The sequence below is a fragment of the Streptomyces sp. NPDC057694 genome, from assembly GCF_042799415.1.
GTDB lineage: Bacteria > Actinomycetota > Actinomycetes > Streptomycetales > Streptomycetaceae > Streptomyces.
Genome location: NZ_JBHVIX010000008.1, coordinates 25,485 through 42,443, shown reverse-complemented (window position 1 = coordinate 42,443; position 16,959 = coordinate 25,485). Strand labels below are relative to the sequence as shown.

At 73.2% G+C, this 16,959-nt stretch carries 15 protein-coding genes and 1 pseudogene; 8 read left to right on the top strand and 8 right to left on the bottom strand.

The features are described 5' to 3' along the window. Nucleotides 1–35: 35 nt before the first annotated feature. Nucleotides 36–803 (bottom strand): glycerophosphodiester phosphodiesterase, encoded by a 768-nt coding sequence (locus tag ACFVDP_RS19485; protein ID WP_383491022.1) that lies wholly within the window; start codon nucleotides 801–803, stop codon nucleotides 36–38. Next, the gene (locus ACFVDP_RS19480; protein WP_383491021.1) at nucleotides 800–1,468 is read right to left on the bottom strand and encodes a YitT family protein; all 669 of its coding nucleotides are present in this window, start codon (nucleotides 1,466–1,468) and stop codon (nucleotides 800–802) included. Before ACFVDP_RS19480 ends, ACFVDP_RS19485 begins: the two co-directional genes overlap by 4 nt. Before the next feature lie 149 nt (nucleotides 1,469–1,617). On the opposite strand from ACFVDP_RS19480, the gene ACFVDP_RS19475 reads away from it, so the two are divergent. Continuing rightward, complete coding sequence (locus ACFVDP_RS19475; protein ID WP_383491019.1) at nucleotides 1,618–3,117, top strand: PLP-dependent aminotransferase family protein; 1,500 nt, start codon at nucleotides 1,618–1,620, stop codon at nucleotides 3,115–3,117. 115 nt (nucleotides 3,118–3,232) lie between these two features. On the opposite strand, the gene ACFVDP_RS19470 is transcribed toward ACFVDP_RS19475, so the two are convergent. After that, the gene (locus tag ACFVDP_RS19470) at nucleotides 3,233–4,753 is read right to left on the bottom strand and encodes a hypothetical protein (protein ID WP_383491017.1); all 1,521 of its coding nucleotides are present in this window, start codon (nucleotides 4,751–4,753) and stop codon (nucleotides 3,233–3,235) included. 112 nt (nucleotides 4,754–4,865) lie between these two features. After that, entirely contained in the window at nucleotides 4,866–5,060 is a 195-nt protein-coding gene (locus tag ACFVDP_RS19465; RefSeq protein ID WP_018534760.1) for a hypothetical protein, read from the bottom strand. A 280-nt stretch (nucleotides 5,061–5,340) separates the two neighbouring features. Here ACFVDP_RS19465 and ACFVDP_RS19460 point away from each other — a divergent pair, with 280 nt between their 5' ends. From ACFVDP_RS19460 to ACFVDP_RS19440, 5 genes and pseudogenes are all read left to right on the top strand, one after another. Next, nucleotides 5,341–5,733, top strand: a complete 393-nt coding sequence (locus ACFVDP_RS19460; RefSeq protein WP_383491015.1) for an ankyrin repeat domain-containing protein — start codon at nucleotides 5,341–5,343, stop codon at nucleotides 5,731–5,733. Between the two features lie 279 nt (nucleotides 5,734–6,012). Continuing rightward, entirely contained in the window at nucleotides 6,013–7,425 is a 1,413-nt protein-coding gene (locus tag ACFVDP_RS19455) for a HEAT repeat domain-containing protein (RefSeq protein ID WP_383491013.1), read from the top strand. Nucleotides 7,426–7,576: 151 nt separating this feature from the next. Further along, a complete protein-coding gene (locus ACFVDP_RS19450) occupies nucleotides 7,577–8,701 on the top strand; it encodes a glycosyltransferase family 4 protein (RefSeq protein ID WP_383491011.1) in 1,125 nt (374 codons plus the stop codon). Then, nucleotides 8,698–9,855: a glycosyltransferase gene (locus ACFVDP_RS19445; protein ID WP_383491009.1), complete on the top strand. Its 1,158-nt coding sequence runs from the start codon at nucleotides 8,698–8,700 to the stop codon at nucleotides 9,853–9,855. Before ACFVDP_RS19450 ends, ACFVDP_RS19445 begins: the two co-directional genes overlap by 4 nt. Beyond that, nucleotides 9,852–10,682 (top strand): annotated as a pseudogene (locus ACFVDP_RS19440) (SGNH/GDSL hydrolase family protein); the annotation flags it as partial. The gene ACFVDP_RS19445 and the pseudogene ACFVDP_RS19440, both read left to right, overlap by 4 nt. A 219-nt stretch (nucleotides 10,683–10,901) precedes the next feature. Here ACFVDP_RS19440 and ACFVDP_RS19435 read toward each other — a convergent pair. The 4 genes from ACFVDP_RS19435 to ACFVDP_RS19420 form a co-directional block, all read right to left on the bottom strand. Further along, entirely contained in the window at nucleotides 10,902–11,882 is a 981-nt protein-coding gene (locus ACFVDP_RS19435) for an NAD-dependent epimerase/dehydratase family protein (RefSeq protein WP_383491007.1), read from the bottom strand. Continuing rightward, nucleotides 11,879–12,316, bottom strand: coding sequence for a MerR family transcriptional regulator (locus ACFVDP_RS19430; protein ID WP_383491005.1), 438 nt, complete (start codon nucleotides 12,314–12,316; stop codon nucleotides 11,879–11,881). The genes ACFVDP_RS19435 and ACFVDP_RS19430 overlap by 4 nt, the downstream gene beginning before the upstream one ends. 77 nt (nucleotides 12,317–12,393) lie before the next feature. Beyond that, entirely contained in the window at nucleotides 12,394–13,224 is an 831-nt protein-coding gene (locus ACFVDP_RS19425; protein ID WP_383491003.1) for a putative hydro-lyase, read from the bottom strand. Further along, nucleotides 13,221–14,525 (bottom strand): MFS transporter, encoded by a 1,305-nt coding sequence (locus ACFVDP_RS19420; RefSeq protein WP_383491001.1) that lies wholly within the window; start codon nucleotides 14,523–14,525, stop codon nucleotides 13,221–13,223. The genes ACFVDP_RS19425 and ACFVDP_RS19420 overlap by 4 nt, the downstream gene beginning before the upstream one ends. Nucleotides 14,526–14,650: 125 nt before the next feature. Between ACFVDP_RS19420 and ACFVDP_RS19415 the strand changes: the two genes are divergently transcribed. Together ACFVDP_RS19415 and ACFVDP_RS19410 are read left to right on the top strand one after the other, a co-directional pair. Continuing rightward, a complete protein-coding gene (locus ACFVDP_RS19415) occupies nucleotides 14,651–15,349 on the top strand; it encodes a GntR family transcriptional regulator (protein ID WP_383490999.1) in 699 nt (232 codons plus the stop codon). Nucleotides 15,350–15,418: 69 nt separating this feature from the next. After that, entirely contained in the window at nucleotides 15,419–16,945 is a 1,527-nt protein-coding gene (locus ACFVDP_RS19410; protein WP_383490997.1) for a hypothetical protein, read from the top strand. Nucleotides 16,946–16,959 lie beyond the last annotated feature (14 nt).

The window sequence follows — 16,959 nt, the reverse complement described above, 5'->3', positions numbered from 1 at the left end:
TTGTCCCCGTGAGTCCGTCGCGCCGCGGGCAGCCGTCAGGCCCAGGTTCCCCGGTCCTTCAGCACGTCCCGCAGCGTCTCGATGTGATCGGAAACTATGCCATCGACCCCGAGGTCGAGAAGCCGTCTCATCTCGGACTCCTCGTTGACCGTCCAGACATGGACCTGGAGACCGCGCGCGTGGGCGGCTCGTACGAAACGGTCGTCGACGACCCGGATCCGCCCATGGGTGACCGGGACCTGCGCGCAGACGGCCGAGCCGCGCAGGACCGCCGGGAGGCCGTACGACTTCAGGCGCAGGCCGAGCACGCCCTTGGTGCCGTACGAGGTGGCGAGCCGCGGCCCGGCGACGGCCTGCGCCTTGGCCACCCGGCTCTCCGAGAACGAGCCCACACAGACCCGGTCCCACGCGCGCGTGCGGCGGAGCAGATCCAGCAGGGGCACGAGGGCCGGCTCGGCCTTCACGTCCACGTTCCAGCGGACGTCCGGGAAGGCCTCCAGGAGATCCTCGAAGAGGGGGACCGGTTCCGTGCCCGCCACGCGCGCGTGGCGGATCTCGCTCCACGGCAGATCCGCGATCCGGCCCCGCGCGTCCGTCACCCGGTCCAGGGTGGCGTCGTGGAACGCGACGAGGCGGCCCTCGCGCGTCGCGTGCACATCGGTCTCGATGTAGCGGTAGCCGAGGTCCACGGCGTGCCGGAACGCCGCGAGGGTGTTCTCCAGACCGCCCGCCGCCCCGCCGCGGTGGGCGAGGGCGAGCGGTCCGGGATGGTCGAGATAGGGGTGGCGTACGCGGTCGGTCACCGACGCAGTATCGCCCGTCGCGGTGACGCCCCGGCGGCCGCGGTGAATCCGGCCGACGGCGCGGGGGCGGCGAAGACGCGCAGGAAGAACTGGGCCAGCGGGCCGATCGCGACCGCGTACAGGACGGTGCCCACCCCGATCGTGCCGCCGAGCAGGAACCCAGTCACCACGACGGCGACCTCGACGGCCGTGCGCATCAGGCGGATCGAGCGGCCCGTGCGCCGGTGCAGCCCCGTCATGAGGCCGTCGCGCGGACCGGGCCCGAACTTCGCCGCGATGTAGAGGCCGGTCGCCGCCCCGTTGAGCACGATCGCGACGATCATCAGCGGAATACGGACCCCGTAGGCGTGCACCTCGGGCACGAGGGCGAGCGTGCCGTCCATGGCGAGGCCGACCACGAACACGTTCGACACCGTGCCGAGGCCGGGACGCTGGCGCAGCGGGATCCACAGGAGCAGTACGAGCGCGCCCACGATGATCGACACGACGCCGATCGAGATGCCGGTCAGCTCGGAGAGGCCTTGGTGCAGCACGTTCCACGGCTCCAGGCCGAGTCCCGCCTCGACCAAGAGCGCCGAGCTGGCGCCGTACAGGGCGAGACCCACGTAGAGCTGGAGGAGGCGGCGAGGGAGGGGGCCGCTGCCGGGCGCGGGCGGCAGCGGCATGGACGGCTCCGGCACTGTCGGCTCCGACGCTGACGGCTCTGGCGCGGACAAGAGAACCCCCTGTGGTGGCTGTGGACTGACCCGTGACACTCTGTGGCCTGTAAACCCCTGCCAACCATGGCCAATTCCGGGAAGGTGGACTGGACCGCATGGCTCAGTGGACTTCGGCGATCGGCTCGGCCCAGCTCGCCCGGCTGCTCACCTCGCAGCAGGAGCGCCCGCCGGGCCCCGGCGCCCGCCGCCCGCCCGCCTACCGGGCGCTCGCCGACGGCATCCGCCTGCTCGTCCTGGAGGGCCGCGTCCCGGTGGCCACCCGGCTGCCCGCCGAGCGGGAGCTCGCCCAGGCGCTCTCGGTCAGCCGCACCACCGTCGCGGCCGCCTACGAGGCGCTGCGCGGCGAGGGGTTCCTGGAGTCCCGCAGGGGAGCGGGCAGTTGGACCGCGGGCCCGGCCGGGAACCCGCTCCCCGCCCGGGGCCTCGAACCGCTGCCGCCCGAGGCCCTGGGCTCGATGATCGACCTCGGCACGGCCGCCCTGCCCGCCCCCGAACCGTGGCTGACCCGCGCCGTGCAAGGCGCACTCGACGAACTGCCGCCCTACGCCCACACCCACGGCGACTACCCGGCTGGGCTGCCCGCGCTGCGCACGATGATCGCCGAGCGGTACACCGCGCACGGCATCCCGACCATGCCCGAGCAGATCATGGTGACGACCGGCGCCATGGGCGCCATCGACGCGATCTGTCACCTCTTCGCGGGCCACGGCGAGCGCGTCGCCGTCGAGTCGCCCAGCTACGCGAACATCCTCCAGCTGATGCGGGAGGCGGGGCTGCGGCTCGTCCCCGTCGCCATGGCCGACCGGCTCACCGGCTGGGACGTCGACCGCTGGCGGCAGGTGCTGCGGGACGCGGCGCCGCGACTCGCCTATGTGGTCGCGGACTTCCACAATCCGACCGGCGCGCTCGCCGACGAGGAGCAGCGCCGCGCACTGGTCGACGCGGCCCGCTCGGCGGGCACCGTGCTCGTGGTCGACGAGACCATGACCGAGCTGCACTTCGACCGCGACCAGAAGATGCCGCGCCGCGTCTGCGCCTTCGACCCGGCCGGCTCGACGGTCGTCACGGTGGGCTCGGCCAGCAAGGCGTTCTGGGCGGGCATGCGGATCGGCTGGGTGCGGGCCGCCCCGGACGTGATCCGCAGTCTGGTCGCCGCGCGCGCCTACGCGGACCTCGGCACTCCGGTCGTCGAGCAGCTGGCGGTGAACTGGCTGCTGAACACCGGCGGCTGGGAGGAGGCCGTGGATCTGCGCCGCGGCCAGGCGCGGGAGAACCGGGACGCCCTCGTCGGCGCACTGCGCCGGGAACTGCCCGACTGGGAGTTCGACGTGCCGGAGGGCGGCCTGACGCTGTGGGTGAAGGCGGGCGGCCTCTCCGGATCGCGGCTCGCCGAGGTGGGGGAGCGGGTCGGGGTGCGGGTGCCGTCCGGGCCGCGGTTCGGCGTGGACGGCGCCTTCGAGGGCTATGTGCGGCTGCCGTTCACCGTGGGCGGCGCCGTGGCCGACGAGGCCGCCGTGCGGCTCGCGGCGGCGGCCGGACTGGTGAGGGACGGTCAGGGTGCGGGCGGGGACGTGCCGCGCACCCTGATCGCGTAATACGCCGTCAGTACTCCACGAGCGCCGATCGCGTGATCCGGCATCAGTACTTATGGAGCGCCGATCGCGTGATCCGGCGTCAGTACTTATGGAGTGCCGATCGCATGATCCTTCGTCAGCGCTCCGCGAGCGCCTCGGCCTCGTCCGGAACCGCCTCCGCCTCCACGGCGGTGTCCGCGGACTCGGCGGGGGCGAGCCGCTGCGGCAGCAGCCCCATGACCGCCTGCCGGTGCGCCTCACTTGTCGCGTCGTCGTAGGGGTCGGGTGTGGCCGGCACCTGGAGCCGGAGGACCGGCCCCGCGCCCAGACGGGCGTAGCCGCGGCCGGCCGGGACCTCGGAGGTGGGGGTCGTCGGCGGCTGGATGCCGAGGACGTCCTCCAACTCCTCCGGAGTGGCCGGACCGAGCACCACGCGCGCGCGGGTGTGCTGGCGCACCGGCTCGATCAGGGCGTCGAGGCTGTCGAACTGCTCGGCCACGACGACCGTCACGCCGGCCGCCCTACCGTGCCGCAGCGGCACCTGGAGCAGCGTCTGCGGATCCCTGCGGCCGTCCGCCGCGGCGAGGTGACCCAGCGCGCTGGGCCGGTCGAGCAGGATCCACAGAGGGCGCTTGATGTCGTCCGGAGTGGGGTGCCCGGCCTGTCGCGCCCGGTTCGCCGCGATCAGCCGGCGCTCGGTCTCGTTCGCCGCCCATTCGAGGCTGGCGAGCGCCCCCGCCAGACCGCACTCGACGGCGAGGACACCGTCCCGGCCGACCAGACAGGCGTAGTCGCCGGTTCCACTGCCCTCGATGATCAGTACGTCGCCGTGCTCGAGGGCCTGCAGCGCGATCGAGCGCACGAGGGACGTCGTGCCGCTGCCGGGCTGGCCCACGGCCAGCAGATGGGGCTCGGTGGAGCGGACGCCGGTGCGCCAGACGACCGGCGGCACGTCCCGCTGCTCCTCACCGTCCATGACCGGCAGCGTGCGCTGCACCCCGGTCTCGTCGGTGAAGCCCAGCACCGTCTCGGCGGGGGCGGTCACGAAGCGCTGGGCGGCGATGTGGGTGGGGAGCGGGGCGAGCACCGTCACGGTGAGGTGGTTGCCCTCCTCGTCCCAGGCGAAGTGGTACTCACGGCCGCGGCCCAGCTTGGCGCCGAGCAGCTGCTCGATCCGGGCCCGCGACTGCGCCTCGCCGTCGGTGAAGTAGGCGGGGTAGCTGATCGTGAGCCGGTCGAAGCGGCCGTCGCCGTCGAAGTCGTAGGTCTCGAAGGCCTTCTCCCACTCGCCGCCGTGGGCGTAGAGCGGGCTGGGGTCCTCGGCCACGGAGAAGTACGGGACGAGCGCCTCGTAGAGCGAGGAGAGGCGCTTGACCTGCGACTCGTCGGGTCCGGCCGGCGCCTCGGGCTGCTTGGGGTCGCGGCCCTTCCACGCGGCCGCCGCCATGACCGTGATGATCGCGAGCAGCGGCCCGTAGGGAATGAACACCACGACCAGGACCACGGCGGCCACCAGGAACAGCAGCGGTCCGCGCCGGTCCTTGGGGGTGTCCGTCCACTTGCGTCGCCCGGCGGCAACCAGACGACGCAGTCCACGGGTGATCGTGATGAGCGGATGGAGTACGTCGGTGGCGCCGTCGGCGGCCGTCCGTGCCATTTCCCGGCTCCGGGCGATGGAGGCGCTGCCGGTGCTCAGAATCCGGGGCAACGGGGAGTTGGGACGCCTGACCACGTCGGTCTCCTGAAGGTGTGTGCGGGTGGATGGGCCGTCAGAACTTGATCCCGCCGAGCAGGCTGGCGAGGCTCGCGCCGCCTGCCTTGATGCTCGGGGCGATGGCCGTGCCCGCCAGGTAGAAGCCGAAGAGGGCGCATACCAGTGCGTGCGAGGCCTTCAGTCCGTCCTTGCGGAAGAACAGAAAGACGATGATGCCGAGCAGCACGACGCCCGAGATGGACAGGATCATGAGGGTTCTCCTGGTTGGTGGGGACAGTCACCATGAGTTCTTCCAGGCTCACAGCATGTATCTATACGACAAAAGGTGCAAATGGGTGGATTTCCTCATGTTTCACCCGGTCAGCAGACGCGGATGAGGTACCCGGACGGGCTGTCGGACGGTCGTCCGTACTGCCCGTGATCTTTGCCTCGGCGGGGTCCGCTCATGTGCCCCGGCGGGCAGTACCCTGGCGATTCACTCGTACGGCCGCACGGCTGTACCGGCACGGATGTGAAAGGCGGTTCAGTCGATGAGCGAAGCCCCCGACCCGGAGGTCGTGGAGCTGGCCACCAAGATCTTCGACCTCGCGCGCCGCGGCGAGACGGAGGCACTCACGGCGTACGTGGACGCGGGCGTGCCCGCGAACCTCACGAACGACCGGGGGGACACGCTCGTCATGCTCGCCGCGTACCACGGCCACGCGGAGACCGTGACCGCGCTCCTGGAGCGCGGCGCCGACGCCAACCGTGCGAACGACAAGGGACAGACCCCGCTCGCGGGCGCCGTCTTCAAGGGCGAGGAGCCGGTGATCAGGGCGCTGCTCGCCGGTGACGCGGATCCGGCCGCGGGGACGCCGTCGGCGGTCGACACGGCTCGGATGTTCGGCAAGGCGGAGCTCCTGGAGCTCTTCGGCGCCTCCTGAGACACAGGCGCTGACCAGGCAGAACGGGGGTGCAGGAAATGTGGTCGCGGCGGGCGGAACCGCTGGGTCATGATGACGGCGTGATTTACGGACGCGATGGCGGGGCAGGTGCTGCCCACGTGCCACGTGGGCCGTAAGTGGCCCGGTTCGGGCCTTGGACGAGAGGCAGAGAGATGGTCTACAGCAAGCAAGAAACGGCGGGCGCTCCGACGTGTTGTCACGTGGCCAGGTAGGTGCGGATTCCCGGTTGCGTCGACGCTTGATGTGAGGCTGTTTCCCATGTTCGAACCGGTCATAGCGCCCAGCGGTACGCTGCTCGGCCTGCTGCAGCGGGGCCGCGGTGACGGCACGCTGCACGCGCTGACGGCGCCGCGGGACGAGGCGCTCGCGGCTCTCAATCACTGTGTGCTGAGCGACCCCCGCCACGACTGGCAGGTGGAGAACCGCTCGCTGTACTACGCCCGTCTCTACCTCGACCTCCACGGCGAGCTCGGGGAGATCGAGCGGCACCTCTTCGACCCCGACGACGTCGTCGACACGGACGAGTGCCGTACGGGGCTCGCCCTGTCCGTGCTCGGGCACCTCGCCTCCTATGGCAGGCGGGACGCCCTGGAGCTGCTGCGCAGGTACGCCGCCTTCGGCGGGAACTGGGCCTGGGCGCTCGACGAGCTGGCCCTGCGCGACGACGACGCCGGACTGCGCGCCCTCGCCGAGCCGGTCCTCGCCCGCTTCCCCCAGGACGCCGAGGCCGATCTCGTCGCGGCCGTCCGCGACGCCTTCGAGCCCCGCCCGTGGCGGTTGTGGGCCGAGGACCCGCGGCCCCACATCGGAGCACGCGTGCGTGCCGCCCAGGAATCCGGCTCCTTCGACCGCTGGCAGCGGCAGATGCGGCCCTCGGGGCCGCGCCCCGAGTGGAGCGTGCAGGCCGTCTTCGACTGGGCGCAGGAAGGCTTCGAGCGGGGCGCGGTGCTGTACGTGCCGGCCGCGCGCTGCCTGACCGCCGTCGCGGGCCCCACGGACCGTGCCGAGATCCTGCGGGCCGCCCGCGAGGGTTCGGACGGAGCCCGCTGCACCGCCCTGCGCTACTTCACCGACACCCAGGATCCCGACGTACTGGATCTCGTCGAGGCCGCCGTGGAGTCACCCTCCCGGGTGGTCGTGGACGCGGCCGTCGACTGCTTCGAACGGATGCGGTCCGTCGCCGCCGTGGAGCGTGCCCGGCGCTGGGCACCACGGCCCGACGTGCTCGGCGCCGCCGCCGGGCGGATGCTCGCGTGCCGCGGCGGCACCCAGGACCGCGAGCTGGTCCTGACCGCCCTCCGGGAGGCCGTCCGCGGCGACGGGCCCGACGCCCCCACCCTCTGGCCGCTCGTCGACGGGGCGAGCCGCCTCGGCATCGTCTGCGCGGCCCCCGTCCTGCGGCACATCTACCGCGAGACCGCCTCGTCCCACGGACGCGGACAGGCCGCCCGCGCCCTCGCCGCCACCGACCCCTCCTTCGCCGCCGGGTTCGCCGTCGAGTGCCTGTGGGACTGCGAGGAGTCGACCCGCGAGATCGCCGCACGGCACGCCGAGACCGGTGACGCCCGGGTGGTGGACCAGTTGCGCAGGCTCGCCGCCGACCCGGCCGAGGAGGCCGAGGTGCAGACCGCCGTACGCAGCAGGATCGGGCCGGACGCGACGGCCCTGTGACGCCCTGATGGACGGGAGGCGGCCCCCGGGCGAGGGGCCGCCTCCCGCCGTTTCCCCAGGTGTCGCGGGGTGACCCAACGCTCACGGGACGTTCCACGGCGGGAAAGATCCACTTTGACGTGGGCACGCCGGACGCGGCGAGAACACCCGTATGCGTGTCGTCATCGTGACCGAGTCCTTCCCGCCCGACATCAACGGAGTGGCGCACTGCGCCCTGCAGACCGCCCGGCATCTCGCCGCCCGCGGTCACGATCCCCTGGTCGTCGCACCGGCCGTCGCGGCCGGCCCCGAGGCGGACGCGGCCGCGCCCTGCCCGGTGGTCCGCGTCCCCTCACTGCCGCTGCCCGGCTATCCCCAGGTCCGGGTGGCGCTGCCGAGCCGGCGCGTTGCCCAGACGCTGGCCGCGCACGGCGCCGAACTCGTCCATCTGGCCAGCCCGTTCGTGCTCGGGGTGCGCGGTATGACGGCGGCCGCCCGGCTCGGGATTCCCGCCGTCGCCGTCTATCAGACCGATCTGGCCGGCTACGCCCGTACGTACATGGGGGCAGGGGAGGCCACGGCCTGGCGGCGGATCCGCGGGGTGCACGGCGCCGCCGACCGCACCCTGGCCCCCTCCACGGCGGCGCAGCGCGATCTGGAGGCGCACGGGGTGCCGCGGGTGCGGCTGTGGCCCCGGGGCGTGGACTCCGCACGGTTCCGCCCCGCGCTCCGCGACGAGCGGCTGCGGGCCGACCTCGCACCGGGCGGCGAACTGCTCGTCGGATACGTGGGACGGCTCGCGCCCGAGAAGCGGGTGGAGCTGCTGGCGCCGGTGTGCGGGCGGCCCGGCGTACGGGTCGTGATCGTCGGCGACGGACCGAGCGAGGCGTCCCTGCGGGGCGTGCTCCCCGGAGCCCGTTTCCTCGGACGGCGCACCGGCGACGAACTCGCCCGGATCTACGCCTCCTTGGACGTGTTCGTGCACACAGGCCCGTACGAAACCTTCTGCCAGACCGTGCAGGAGGCCATGGCGAGCGGCGTGCCGGTGGTCGCACCCGCGGCCGGCGGCCCGCTCGACCTCGTGGCACACGGCACGACCGGACTCCTCGTGCCGCCCGACGACGCCGACGCCGTGCACGACGCGGTACGGGCGCTGGCCGCCGACCCCGGGCTGCGGTCCGCCTTCGGTGCGGCGGGCCGTACGGCGGTGGCCGGGCGGACCTGGGCGGCGGTGGGAGACCAACTGCTCGCCCACTACGACGAGGTGCTGCACGCCCGGACGGTGGTGGCGGCATGAGCGGGGCACTGCGCATCGTCCGGCTCGCCAACTTCGTCACCCCCGCGTCCGGCGGCCTGCGCACCGCGCTGCGCGAACTGGGCGCCGGGTACGCGGCGGCCGGGCACGAACCCGTGCTCATCGTGCCCGGGGAGCGGACGGCGGACGAGGAGAGCGACCAGGGCCGGGTCATCACGCTGCCGGGGAGGCCGCTGCCGGGTACCGGCGGGTACCGCGTGCTCGCCGAACGGCAGCGCGTGACACGGCTGTTGGAGCGGCTGCGCCCCGACCGCCTGGAGGTCTCGGACCGCACGACGCTGCGCTGGACCGGCGAGTGGGCCCGGCGGGCGCGGGTGCCCGCCGTCATGGTCTCCCACGAGACCGCCCACGGCGTCCTGCGCGCGTGGGGCCTGCCAGAGGCGGCGGCACGCCGGGCCGCCGACGCCCTCAACTCCCGCACGGCGCACGCCTACGCGCGCGTGGTGTGCACCACGGAATGGGCCGAGCGCGAGTTCGTCCGGCTCGGCGCCCGCAATGTGGTGCGGGCCCCGCTCGGCGTCGACCTCGTCAGCTGCCGACCGGAGTCCTGGGACTTGCGTGTGCGGGCTCGGCACGCGCGCGTGGACGAGATTCTGCTCGTCATGTGCACCCGGCTGTCCGTGGAGAAGCGGCCCGGCACGGGGATCGCGGCCCTGGCGGCACTGCGCGCGGCGGGCGTCCCCGCACGGCTGGTCGTCGCCGGGGACGGGCCGCTGCGGGCACGGCTCCAGCAGCGGGCGCGGGGGCTGCCGGTGACATTCCTCGGGCATGTCGCCGACCGGAAGGCGCTCGCCGCCCTCCAGGCCACGGCCGACGTGTGCCTGGCGCCGGGACCCGCGGAAACGTTCGGCCTCGCCGCGCTGGAGGCTCTGGCCTGCGGGACGCCGGTCGTCGTCAGCGCCTCCTCGGCACTGCCCGAGGTGGTCGGGGCGGCCGGCGCCGTGGCCGCCGACCACGGAGCGGCCTTCGCCCGGGCCGTACGCGAGGTGCTCGCGCGGCCCGAACGGCAGCGCCGGGAGGCCGCACGCGCGCGTGCCGAGTGTTTCGGCTGGGGCGCGGCGGTGGACGCCTTCCTGGCGGCGCACGACGTGGCACCCCTGAGGGTCGGGCTCCCCGCGGTCCGGGAGCTGCGATGAAACCGCTGCGGTTCGCCGCGCTCGGCGACTCCCTCACCGAAGGCATCGGCGACCCCGTCGGTGGCGGACGGTGGCGGGGCTGGGCCGCGCTGCTCGCGGCCGGGCTCGCCCCCTCCCACGTACCCGTCGAATTCCGGAACTTCGCGGCGAGCGGGGCGCAGACCGGCGACGTCCTGGACCGGCAGCTGCCCGCCGCGCTGGCCTTCGCCCCCGACGTCGTGTCCGTCGTCGTCGGCGTCAACGACACCCTGCGCCACACCTTCGACATCCACGCGGTGGCCGCCCGACTCGACACCGTCTACGGCGCGTTCGGCGCGCAGGGCGCGGTGCTGCTCACCGCCTGTCTGCCCGACCCGGGCGCGATGCTCGGCCTGCCCGGGGCTCTGGCCCGTCCGCTCGCCCGTCGGCAGCGGGCGGTGAACTCCGTGGTCCACGTCCTGTCCGAACGCCACGGAGCGGTCCATCTGCACGCCTCGGAGGGCGACCGGGTGGCCGACCGCGCACTGTGGAGTGCGGACCGGCTGCATCCGGGGGAGCGCGGACACCGGCTCCTCGCCGCCCGCTTCCACGCCCTGCTCACCGCGTCGGGCGTGGCTCACGGACCGGCCCCCGGCTTCGAACCGGACGGGCCCGCGCCGACCCGCACCGCCGCCTGGTGGTGGCTGGCCACCGCGGGCACCGGCTGGATCGCCCGGCGCTGCACCGACCTGCTGCCCCAACTCGTCGCCCTGGCCGCGGACGAGATACGGCACGGGCTGCGCGGAACCGGCGCACGCCTTGACCTGCGGGCGTCGGCCGGGGTGGCGGCGGCTTTGTCCGCGACCTCGGGCGGGGCGATGCGCGTCGTCTCTGGGGGTGAGGCGATGCGCGTTGCGGCTGACGGCGGGACGATGCGTATCGCGTCTGACGTCGAGGCGATGGGTGGCGTCTCTGACGCCGGGCCAACCCACATCGCCTCTGATCTCGCCTCTGACGCCGGGCCGATCCGCGTCGCGCCTGACGGCGGGGCGCTGCGCATCGCCCCCGAGTGGCGTGCGCCGCGCCCGTCAGTCCGCGAGCAGCCCGAGGGCGTCCAGTGACGCGGTCGAGTCCACGAGCGTCGTCGCCACGTCGCGCGGCCGCCAGCCCAGCTCCGTGCGGGCCCGGTCGTTGTGGATGACCGGGCGGGGCAGCGGGGCGCCCGGCGCCTCCTCGGTCGGCACGCGCGCGGCGAGCGGACCGAGCCGCTCGCGCAGGACGGCCGCCAGCTCGACGAAGCTGAGAGTCGGACCGTCCGCGACGGCCAGGAAGCGCCGCCCCGCGGCCTCGGGGGCGGCCATCGCCCGAAGATGTAGGTCCGCCACGTCGCGGACGTCCACGACGCCGAAGCGGGCCCGCGGGGCCACCGGCATCGCGCCGTCGAGCATCGCCTTGACCAGCTGCATGGAGGAGCCGATCGTGGCCGTCAGGGTGGGCCCGAAGATGCCCGTCGGGTTGACGACGACGAGTTCGGTGCCGCCGCCCGAGCGCTCCATCAGGTCCCACGCGGCCCGCTCGGCGATCGCCTTGGAGCGCGGGTAGGGCGCGAGCCCCGGGGTGTCGGGGTCGGTCCAGTCGCCCTCATCGAACCCAGCGGACTCCGCGCCCGGCTTGGGCGTGTAGCCGACCGCCGCGAAGGACGAGGTCAGCACGGTGCGCCGGACACCCGCGGCCCGCGCCGCGCGCAGCACCCGCAAAGTGCCATCGCGGGCCGGGACGATCAGCTCGTCGGGATCGTCGGGCTGGATCGCCGGGATCGGGGAGGCCACGTGGTGCACCTCCTCGCACCCGGCCACCGCGGCGGGCCACCCGTCGTCGCTCAGCAGATCCGCCGCGACGACCTGGAGCCCGGCGTCGTCGGCGCCGCCGCGCCGCACCGCCGCGCGCACCTCGGCCTCGCGGGCCGTCGAACGCACCGTGGCCCGCACCTCGCGCCCGGCGAGCAGCAGGGCGGTGATCAGTTGCGTGCCCAAGTAGCCGGACCCGCCGGTCACCAGAACCGGGCTCATCGCAGCACCTCCAGGCGCTTCGCGGCCTCCAGGGACCGCTGTGTCGCCGTTGCCTCCGCCGCGCCGTCGCCGCGTTCGCGCGCGTCCCACAGAGCGGCCTTCTCGCGCAGATAACCGAGCCGGGCCTGCTGCGCCGCGATCTCCTCCTCGACGCGCGCCGCGTGGCGCAGCAGCAGATCGCGCTGCTCGGCGGCGGCCGCCCGGCCGCGCGCCCGGTTGGACTGGTAGGTGCGCATGTCCTCGATGCTCATGCCGACCGTGCGCAGGCAGGCCAGCGCCTGGAGGAGATCGAGGTCCTCCTCGGCGTAGCGGCGGTGCCCGCTGCGCTCGTCGCGGCCGACCGGTCCGATCAGCCCCACCTCCTCGTAGTAGCGCAGAGTGGGTTCGCTCAGCCCACTGCGCCGCGATACGTCCTGAATCGTGTAGCTCGACATGTTCGGCAGCAGAACACACTTCAAGCGCTTGAAGGCAAGCCCGGACGGAACGTGGCGCTCACGCTGGCCCGGCGGACTCAGTACGGCGGGGCGATCCGGTACTGCTCGTCCCGGGCGTCCGCGACGAACATGTGCCCCGGCGCGTGGGTGATCGCGAACGGCGGCCGGGAGGCCGTCACGGCCGCCTGCGGTGTCACCCCGCAGGCCCAGAAGACCGGGATGTCGCCCGGCGCCCGCTCCACCGGGTCGCCGAAGTCCGGCGCGTCGAAGTCCGTGATGCCGAGGACCCTCGGGTCGCCGATGTGCACCGGGCCGCCGTGCACCGCCGGCATCAGGGAACTCTCCCGGATCGCCGCCTCCAGCGCCTGCGGCGGAACCGGCCGCATCGACACGACCAGCGGGCCGTGCAGCCGGCCCGCGCCACGGCACGCGCGCGTGGTCACGTACATGGGCACGTTCCTGTTCTGCTCGACATGGCGCAGCGGCACCCCGGCCGCCGCGAGCGCCCACTCGAAGGTGAAGCTGCAGCCGATCAGGAAGGAGACCAGGTCGCCGCGCCAGTGGTCGCGCACATCGGTCGGCTCGGCCGTCAACTCGCCGTGCTCCCACACCCGGTAGCGCGGCAGATCCGTGCGCAGATCGGCGCCGGACGCCAGGACGGTGGTCCACTCACCCGGGTCCGTGACGTCCAGGACCGGGCACGGCTTGGGGTTGCGCTGGCAGAACAGCAGCATGTCGTAGGCCCAGTCGGCGGGTACGGCGATCAGGTTGGCCTGCGTGTGGCCGCGTGCCCAGCCTGCGGTGGGGGCGCTCGCGCCCGTACGGAAATGGGCGCGGGTCCGACGGGGCGTCCAGGTGGCGGTGCGCTCGTCGGTGAGGCCGTTGGTCACGTCGTCGGTGAGGTTCACAGCAGTTCCTTCCCGCGGGTCTCCGGCAGTCCGAGCAGTGCCACGACGGCCAGGGCGTATCCGATGGCTCCGAAGACGAGCGCGCCGCCCACTCCCCAGCTGTCCGCGAGGAAGCCGACCAGGGTCGGGAACACGGCGCCGATCGCCCGGCCGGTGTTGTACGTGAAGCCCTGTCCTGTGCCGCGTACGGCGGTCGGATACAGCTCGCTCAGGTACGAGCCGAAGCCGCTGAAGATGGCCGACATGCAGAAGCCGAGCGGGAAACCGAGCACCAGGAGAAGGGTGTTGGCGCCGTCCGGGATGTGCGTGTACACCAGGATGCTCACCGCGGACAGGATCGCGAACAGGACGATGTTGCGCTTCCGGCCGATCCGGTCGGTGAGGTAGCCGCCCGTCAAGTAGCCGATGAACGCACCGGAGATGAGGAACGTCAGGTAGCCGCCGGTGTTGACCACCGTGAGGCCGCGGTCCGACTTCAAGTAGGTGGGCACCCAGGTGGCGAGCGTGTAGTAGCCGCCCTGGACGCCGGTCGACAGCAGGACCGCGAAGAGCGTCGTGCGCAGCAGCCCCGGCCGGAAGATCTCGGCGAACGACCCTTTGCGCTCGCTGACTTCGAGCCTCTCCACCGCCTTCGGGGCGTCCTGCACCCGGCGACGCACCCAGATCACCAGGAGGGCCGGCAGCGCGCCGGTCCAGAACATGACCCGCCACGCCAGATCGGCGTCGAGGAACTGGAACACCAGGGTGTAGACGACGACGGCCAGGGCCCAGCCCGCCGCCCACGCGCTCTGCACGGCGCCGAGCGTGCGCCCCCGGTGCCTGGCGGAGGCGTACTCGGCGACCAGGATCGCGCCGACCGCCCACTCGCCGCCGAAACCGAGCCCCTGAAGGGCGCGGAAGACGAGCAGCGTCTCGTAGGTGGGCGCGAACCCGCACGCCACGGTGAACACCGCGTACAGGCCCACCGTGAGCATCAGGGCCCTGACCCGGCCGAACCGGTCGGCGAACACGCCCGCGGCGGCGCCGCCGACCGCCGACACGACGAGGGTGACCGTGGTGATCAGGCCGGTCTGGCCACTGTTCAGACCGAAGTACGCGGCCAGCGCGACCATGCTCAGCGGCAGCGTGAAGTAGTCGTAGGAGTCGAGGGCGTAGCCGCCGAAGGCGCCCGCGAACGCGCGCCTGCCGCGTGGGCCGAGCGCCCGCAGCCAGCCGAGGGCGCCGTCGGCGGCGGGGAGCGGGGCGTGCGGTGCGGACGTCTCGGGGGCGGTGGTGCCCGGCGTCGGTGGAGTCGTGCTCATGAAGCACCTCGCAGAAGGGGTGGTGCGTGCAGCGGAGCCGTGCCTGACCGCCAAGGTAGAGGATCGTTGAACGATCCCTCAATACCCATGTTGTCTCGTTCTTGTATCTGCGCTTGAATTCGGCCGTGGCCACGGAAGAACTGAACGCACTCGCCGACGATCGGGCGCTGCTGGGACGCACCAGCACCGCGGAGCGCGTCGCCGACATCCTCAGGAGCCGGATCGCGGAGGGCTTCTTCCCGCCCGGCACCCGCCTGTCGGAGGACAGCATCGGCGGCGCGCTCGGCGTCTCCCGCAACACCCTGCGCGAGGCGTTCCGCCTGCTCACGCACGAGCGACTGCTCGAACACCGGCTGAACAAGGGTGTCTTCGTGCGCGTCCTGAGCATCGACGACGTCGTGGACATCTACCGGACCCGGCGCATGATCGAGTGCTCCGTCGTGCGCTCGCTCGGCGAACCCCCGTACGCCCTGGACCGGGTGGCCGCGGCCGTCGAGGGCGGACGGCGAGCCGCGAAGGCCCGCGACTGGAAGGGCGTCTCCACCGCCAACATCCACTTCCACCGCGAACTCGTCGCCCTCGCGGGCAGTGAGCGCACCGACGAACTGATGCGCAGCGTGCTCGCCGAACTGCGGCTCGCCTTCCATGTCGTCGACGACCCGCGCCGCCTCCACGAGCCCTACCTCGCCCGCAACGCGCGGATCGTCCGGACCCTCGCCGACGGCCACCGCGACGAGGCCGAGGCGCTGCTCGCCGAGTACCTCGACGACTCCCGCGACGGGCTCGTCGAGGCGTACGGACAGCGTGTGACACCGGAGGCGTGACGGCCCACGAGTACCGAGGCATCTGCGTCGTTTCGACCGTTGTCGGACCCAGCGCCTAGTCTGTGCTCCGTGACTTCGCCTGCCACCACGGAATCCGTTCCGCCCCAGCTCAGCGCGGGGCCGCGCCCCGCACCGGGCCCGGCCGCCGACGAAGGGCTCGCGCGGCGGCTGCGCGCGCTCGCCTGCACCGCGCCCCTGCACGACCTGGACGTGCGCAAGGCGAACCTCGCGGGCGAGTACTCGACGTACGGCATGGCCGAGGTCGCCCTCTCCGCGATCGACCTCGTCACGCTGAACATGGACTTCGACACGGGCGCGGACCACGAGCAGATAGTGGCTCGCCTGATGCCCCGCATCGCCGCCCAGGCCCCGCAGCGCCCGGTGGCCGAGCATGAGCGCGTGGCGCGCTGGGTCCTGGAGAACCTGATCAACGTGGGGAGCGTGGACCGCGGGTTCCGCGCCGTCTACGGCACGTTCGCGACGGACGGCTCCTATGTCCGGCGCGACTACGACTTCAAGCTGATCGAGGAAGTGCCCGGCTACGGGGGCAGCGTCTACCTCCGCACGACGGACGAGGCGGTGAACGTCCTCGTCGGAGCCCTCGACACCGATGTCACCAGCGCCCAGATCGCCGCCGAGGTGAAGCTCGAAGTACTGATCAGCCGCGGCCGCCTCGCCGACGCCCAGCTCGCCGCCGAGCAGGCCCGCTACCGGACCGTGCAGTACTCGGAGACGCTGCGCAAGGCACTCGACGCCACCCGCCGCAATGTGCGCGCCGTCGACTGGCTGCAGGCCGTACCCGACATGATCGCCGAGGCCCTGGACCACGTGGCGGACCGCTACCGCCACGAGAACGCGATCCTGACGAACATCCGCAAGGCGCGCGACGAGTCCGAGGACCCCGAGCAGAAGCGCCGCGCCGCCGAGCTCGTCGACATCGTCAAGGACTGCATCCGCCGCCACACCCAGCTTCAGTCGCGGCTTCTGGAGGCCGGACCGCTGTTCCGTGCCGAGCAGGACCGGCAGGCCTTCGCCACCCCCTCCGCGCGCGCGGGCCTCGACCTGTACGGACAGCTCGTCGCGCCCCTCCTGCCGCTGCCGGTCCAGGACGCGCGCAAGGTGACGGACGCCTTCTTCGCGCGCGGCACCGGGCTGCGCACGCCCGTCTCCGTACGTGTCGGGGACCTCGTCGACATACTGCTGACCCCGCCCGTGGAGCGGGAGCACCTCGGCGCGGAGATGCCCGAGCCGGACCTCATCGAGACCCCGGACGACAGCCGGTTCAGCGACGAGCAGCTCGCGAGCGCCAAGCAACTCCTCGACCTGCCGTCGGACGCGCCGCGACGGCTGTCCGGCCTGCTCGCCGAAGCCCGCCTGCGCGACTCCGAACTGCCGTACCTGGTGGCCCTGCTGGCGGTGCACGCGGCGAGCCCGGCCGTCGGCACCGCCTACCGGCAGGGCGAGGAGAAGCTGCTGTTCGCCGTGGACGACGGCACCGAGCTGGACGACGAGGAGTTCGGCGGCGCCGACCTCATCGTGGGCACCGCGCTGCTCGACGCGGCCGGCATGGCCGCGGACCGGACGGAGGCCGCGTGATGCGCGGACCGAGC

Coding starts and splice junctions, on each gene's coding strand:
- ACFVDP_RS19480 (WP_383491021.1), bottom strand. CDS start 1,468: ATGCCGCTGCCGCCCGCGCCCGGCAGCGGCCCCCTCCCTCGCCGCCTC.
- ACFVDP_RS19475 (WP_383491019.1), top strand. CDS start 1,618: ATGGCTCAGTGGACTTCGGCGATCGGCTCGGCCCAGCTCGCCCGGCTG.
- ACFVDP_RS19470 (WP_383491017.1), bottom strand. CDS start 4,753: ATGGCACGGACGGCCGCCGACGGCGCCACCGACGTACTCCATCCGCTC.
- ACFVDP_RS19465 (WP_018534760.1), bottom strand. CDS start 5,060: ATGATCCTGTCCATCTCGGGCGTCGTGCTGCTCGGCATCATCGTCTTT.
- ACFVDP_RS19460 (WP_383491015.1), top strand. CDS start 5,341: ATGAGCGAAGCCCCCGACCCGGAGGTCGTGGAGCTGGCCACCAAGATC.
- ACFVDP_RS19455 (WP_383491013.1), top strand. CDS start 6,013: ATGTTCGAACCGGTCATAGCGCCCAGCGGTACGCTGCTCGGCCTGCTG.
- ACFVDP_RS19450 (WP_383491011.1), top strand. CDS start 7,577: ATGCGTGTCGTCATCGTGACCGAGTCCTTCCCGCCCGACATCAACGGA.
- ACFVDP_RS19445 (WP_383491009.1), top strand. CDS start 8,698: ATGAGCGGGGCACTGCGCATCGTCCGGCTCGCCAACTTCGTCACCCCC.
- ACFVDP_RS19435 (WP_383491007.1), bottom strand. CDS start 11,882: ATGAGCCCGGTTCTGGTGACCGGCGGGTCCGGCTACTTGGGCACGCAA.
- ACFVDP_RS19430 (WP_383491005.1), bottom strand. CDS start 12,316: ATGTCGAGCTACACGATTCAGGACGTATCGCGGCGCAGTGGGCTGAGC.
- ACFVDP_RS19420 (WP_383491001.1), bottom strand. CDS start 14,525: ATGAGCACGACTCCACCGACGCCGGGCACCACCGCCCCCGAGACGTCC.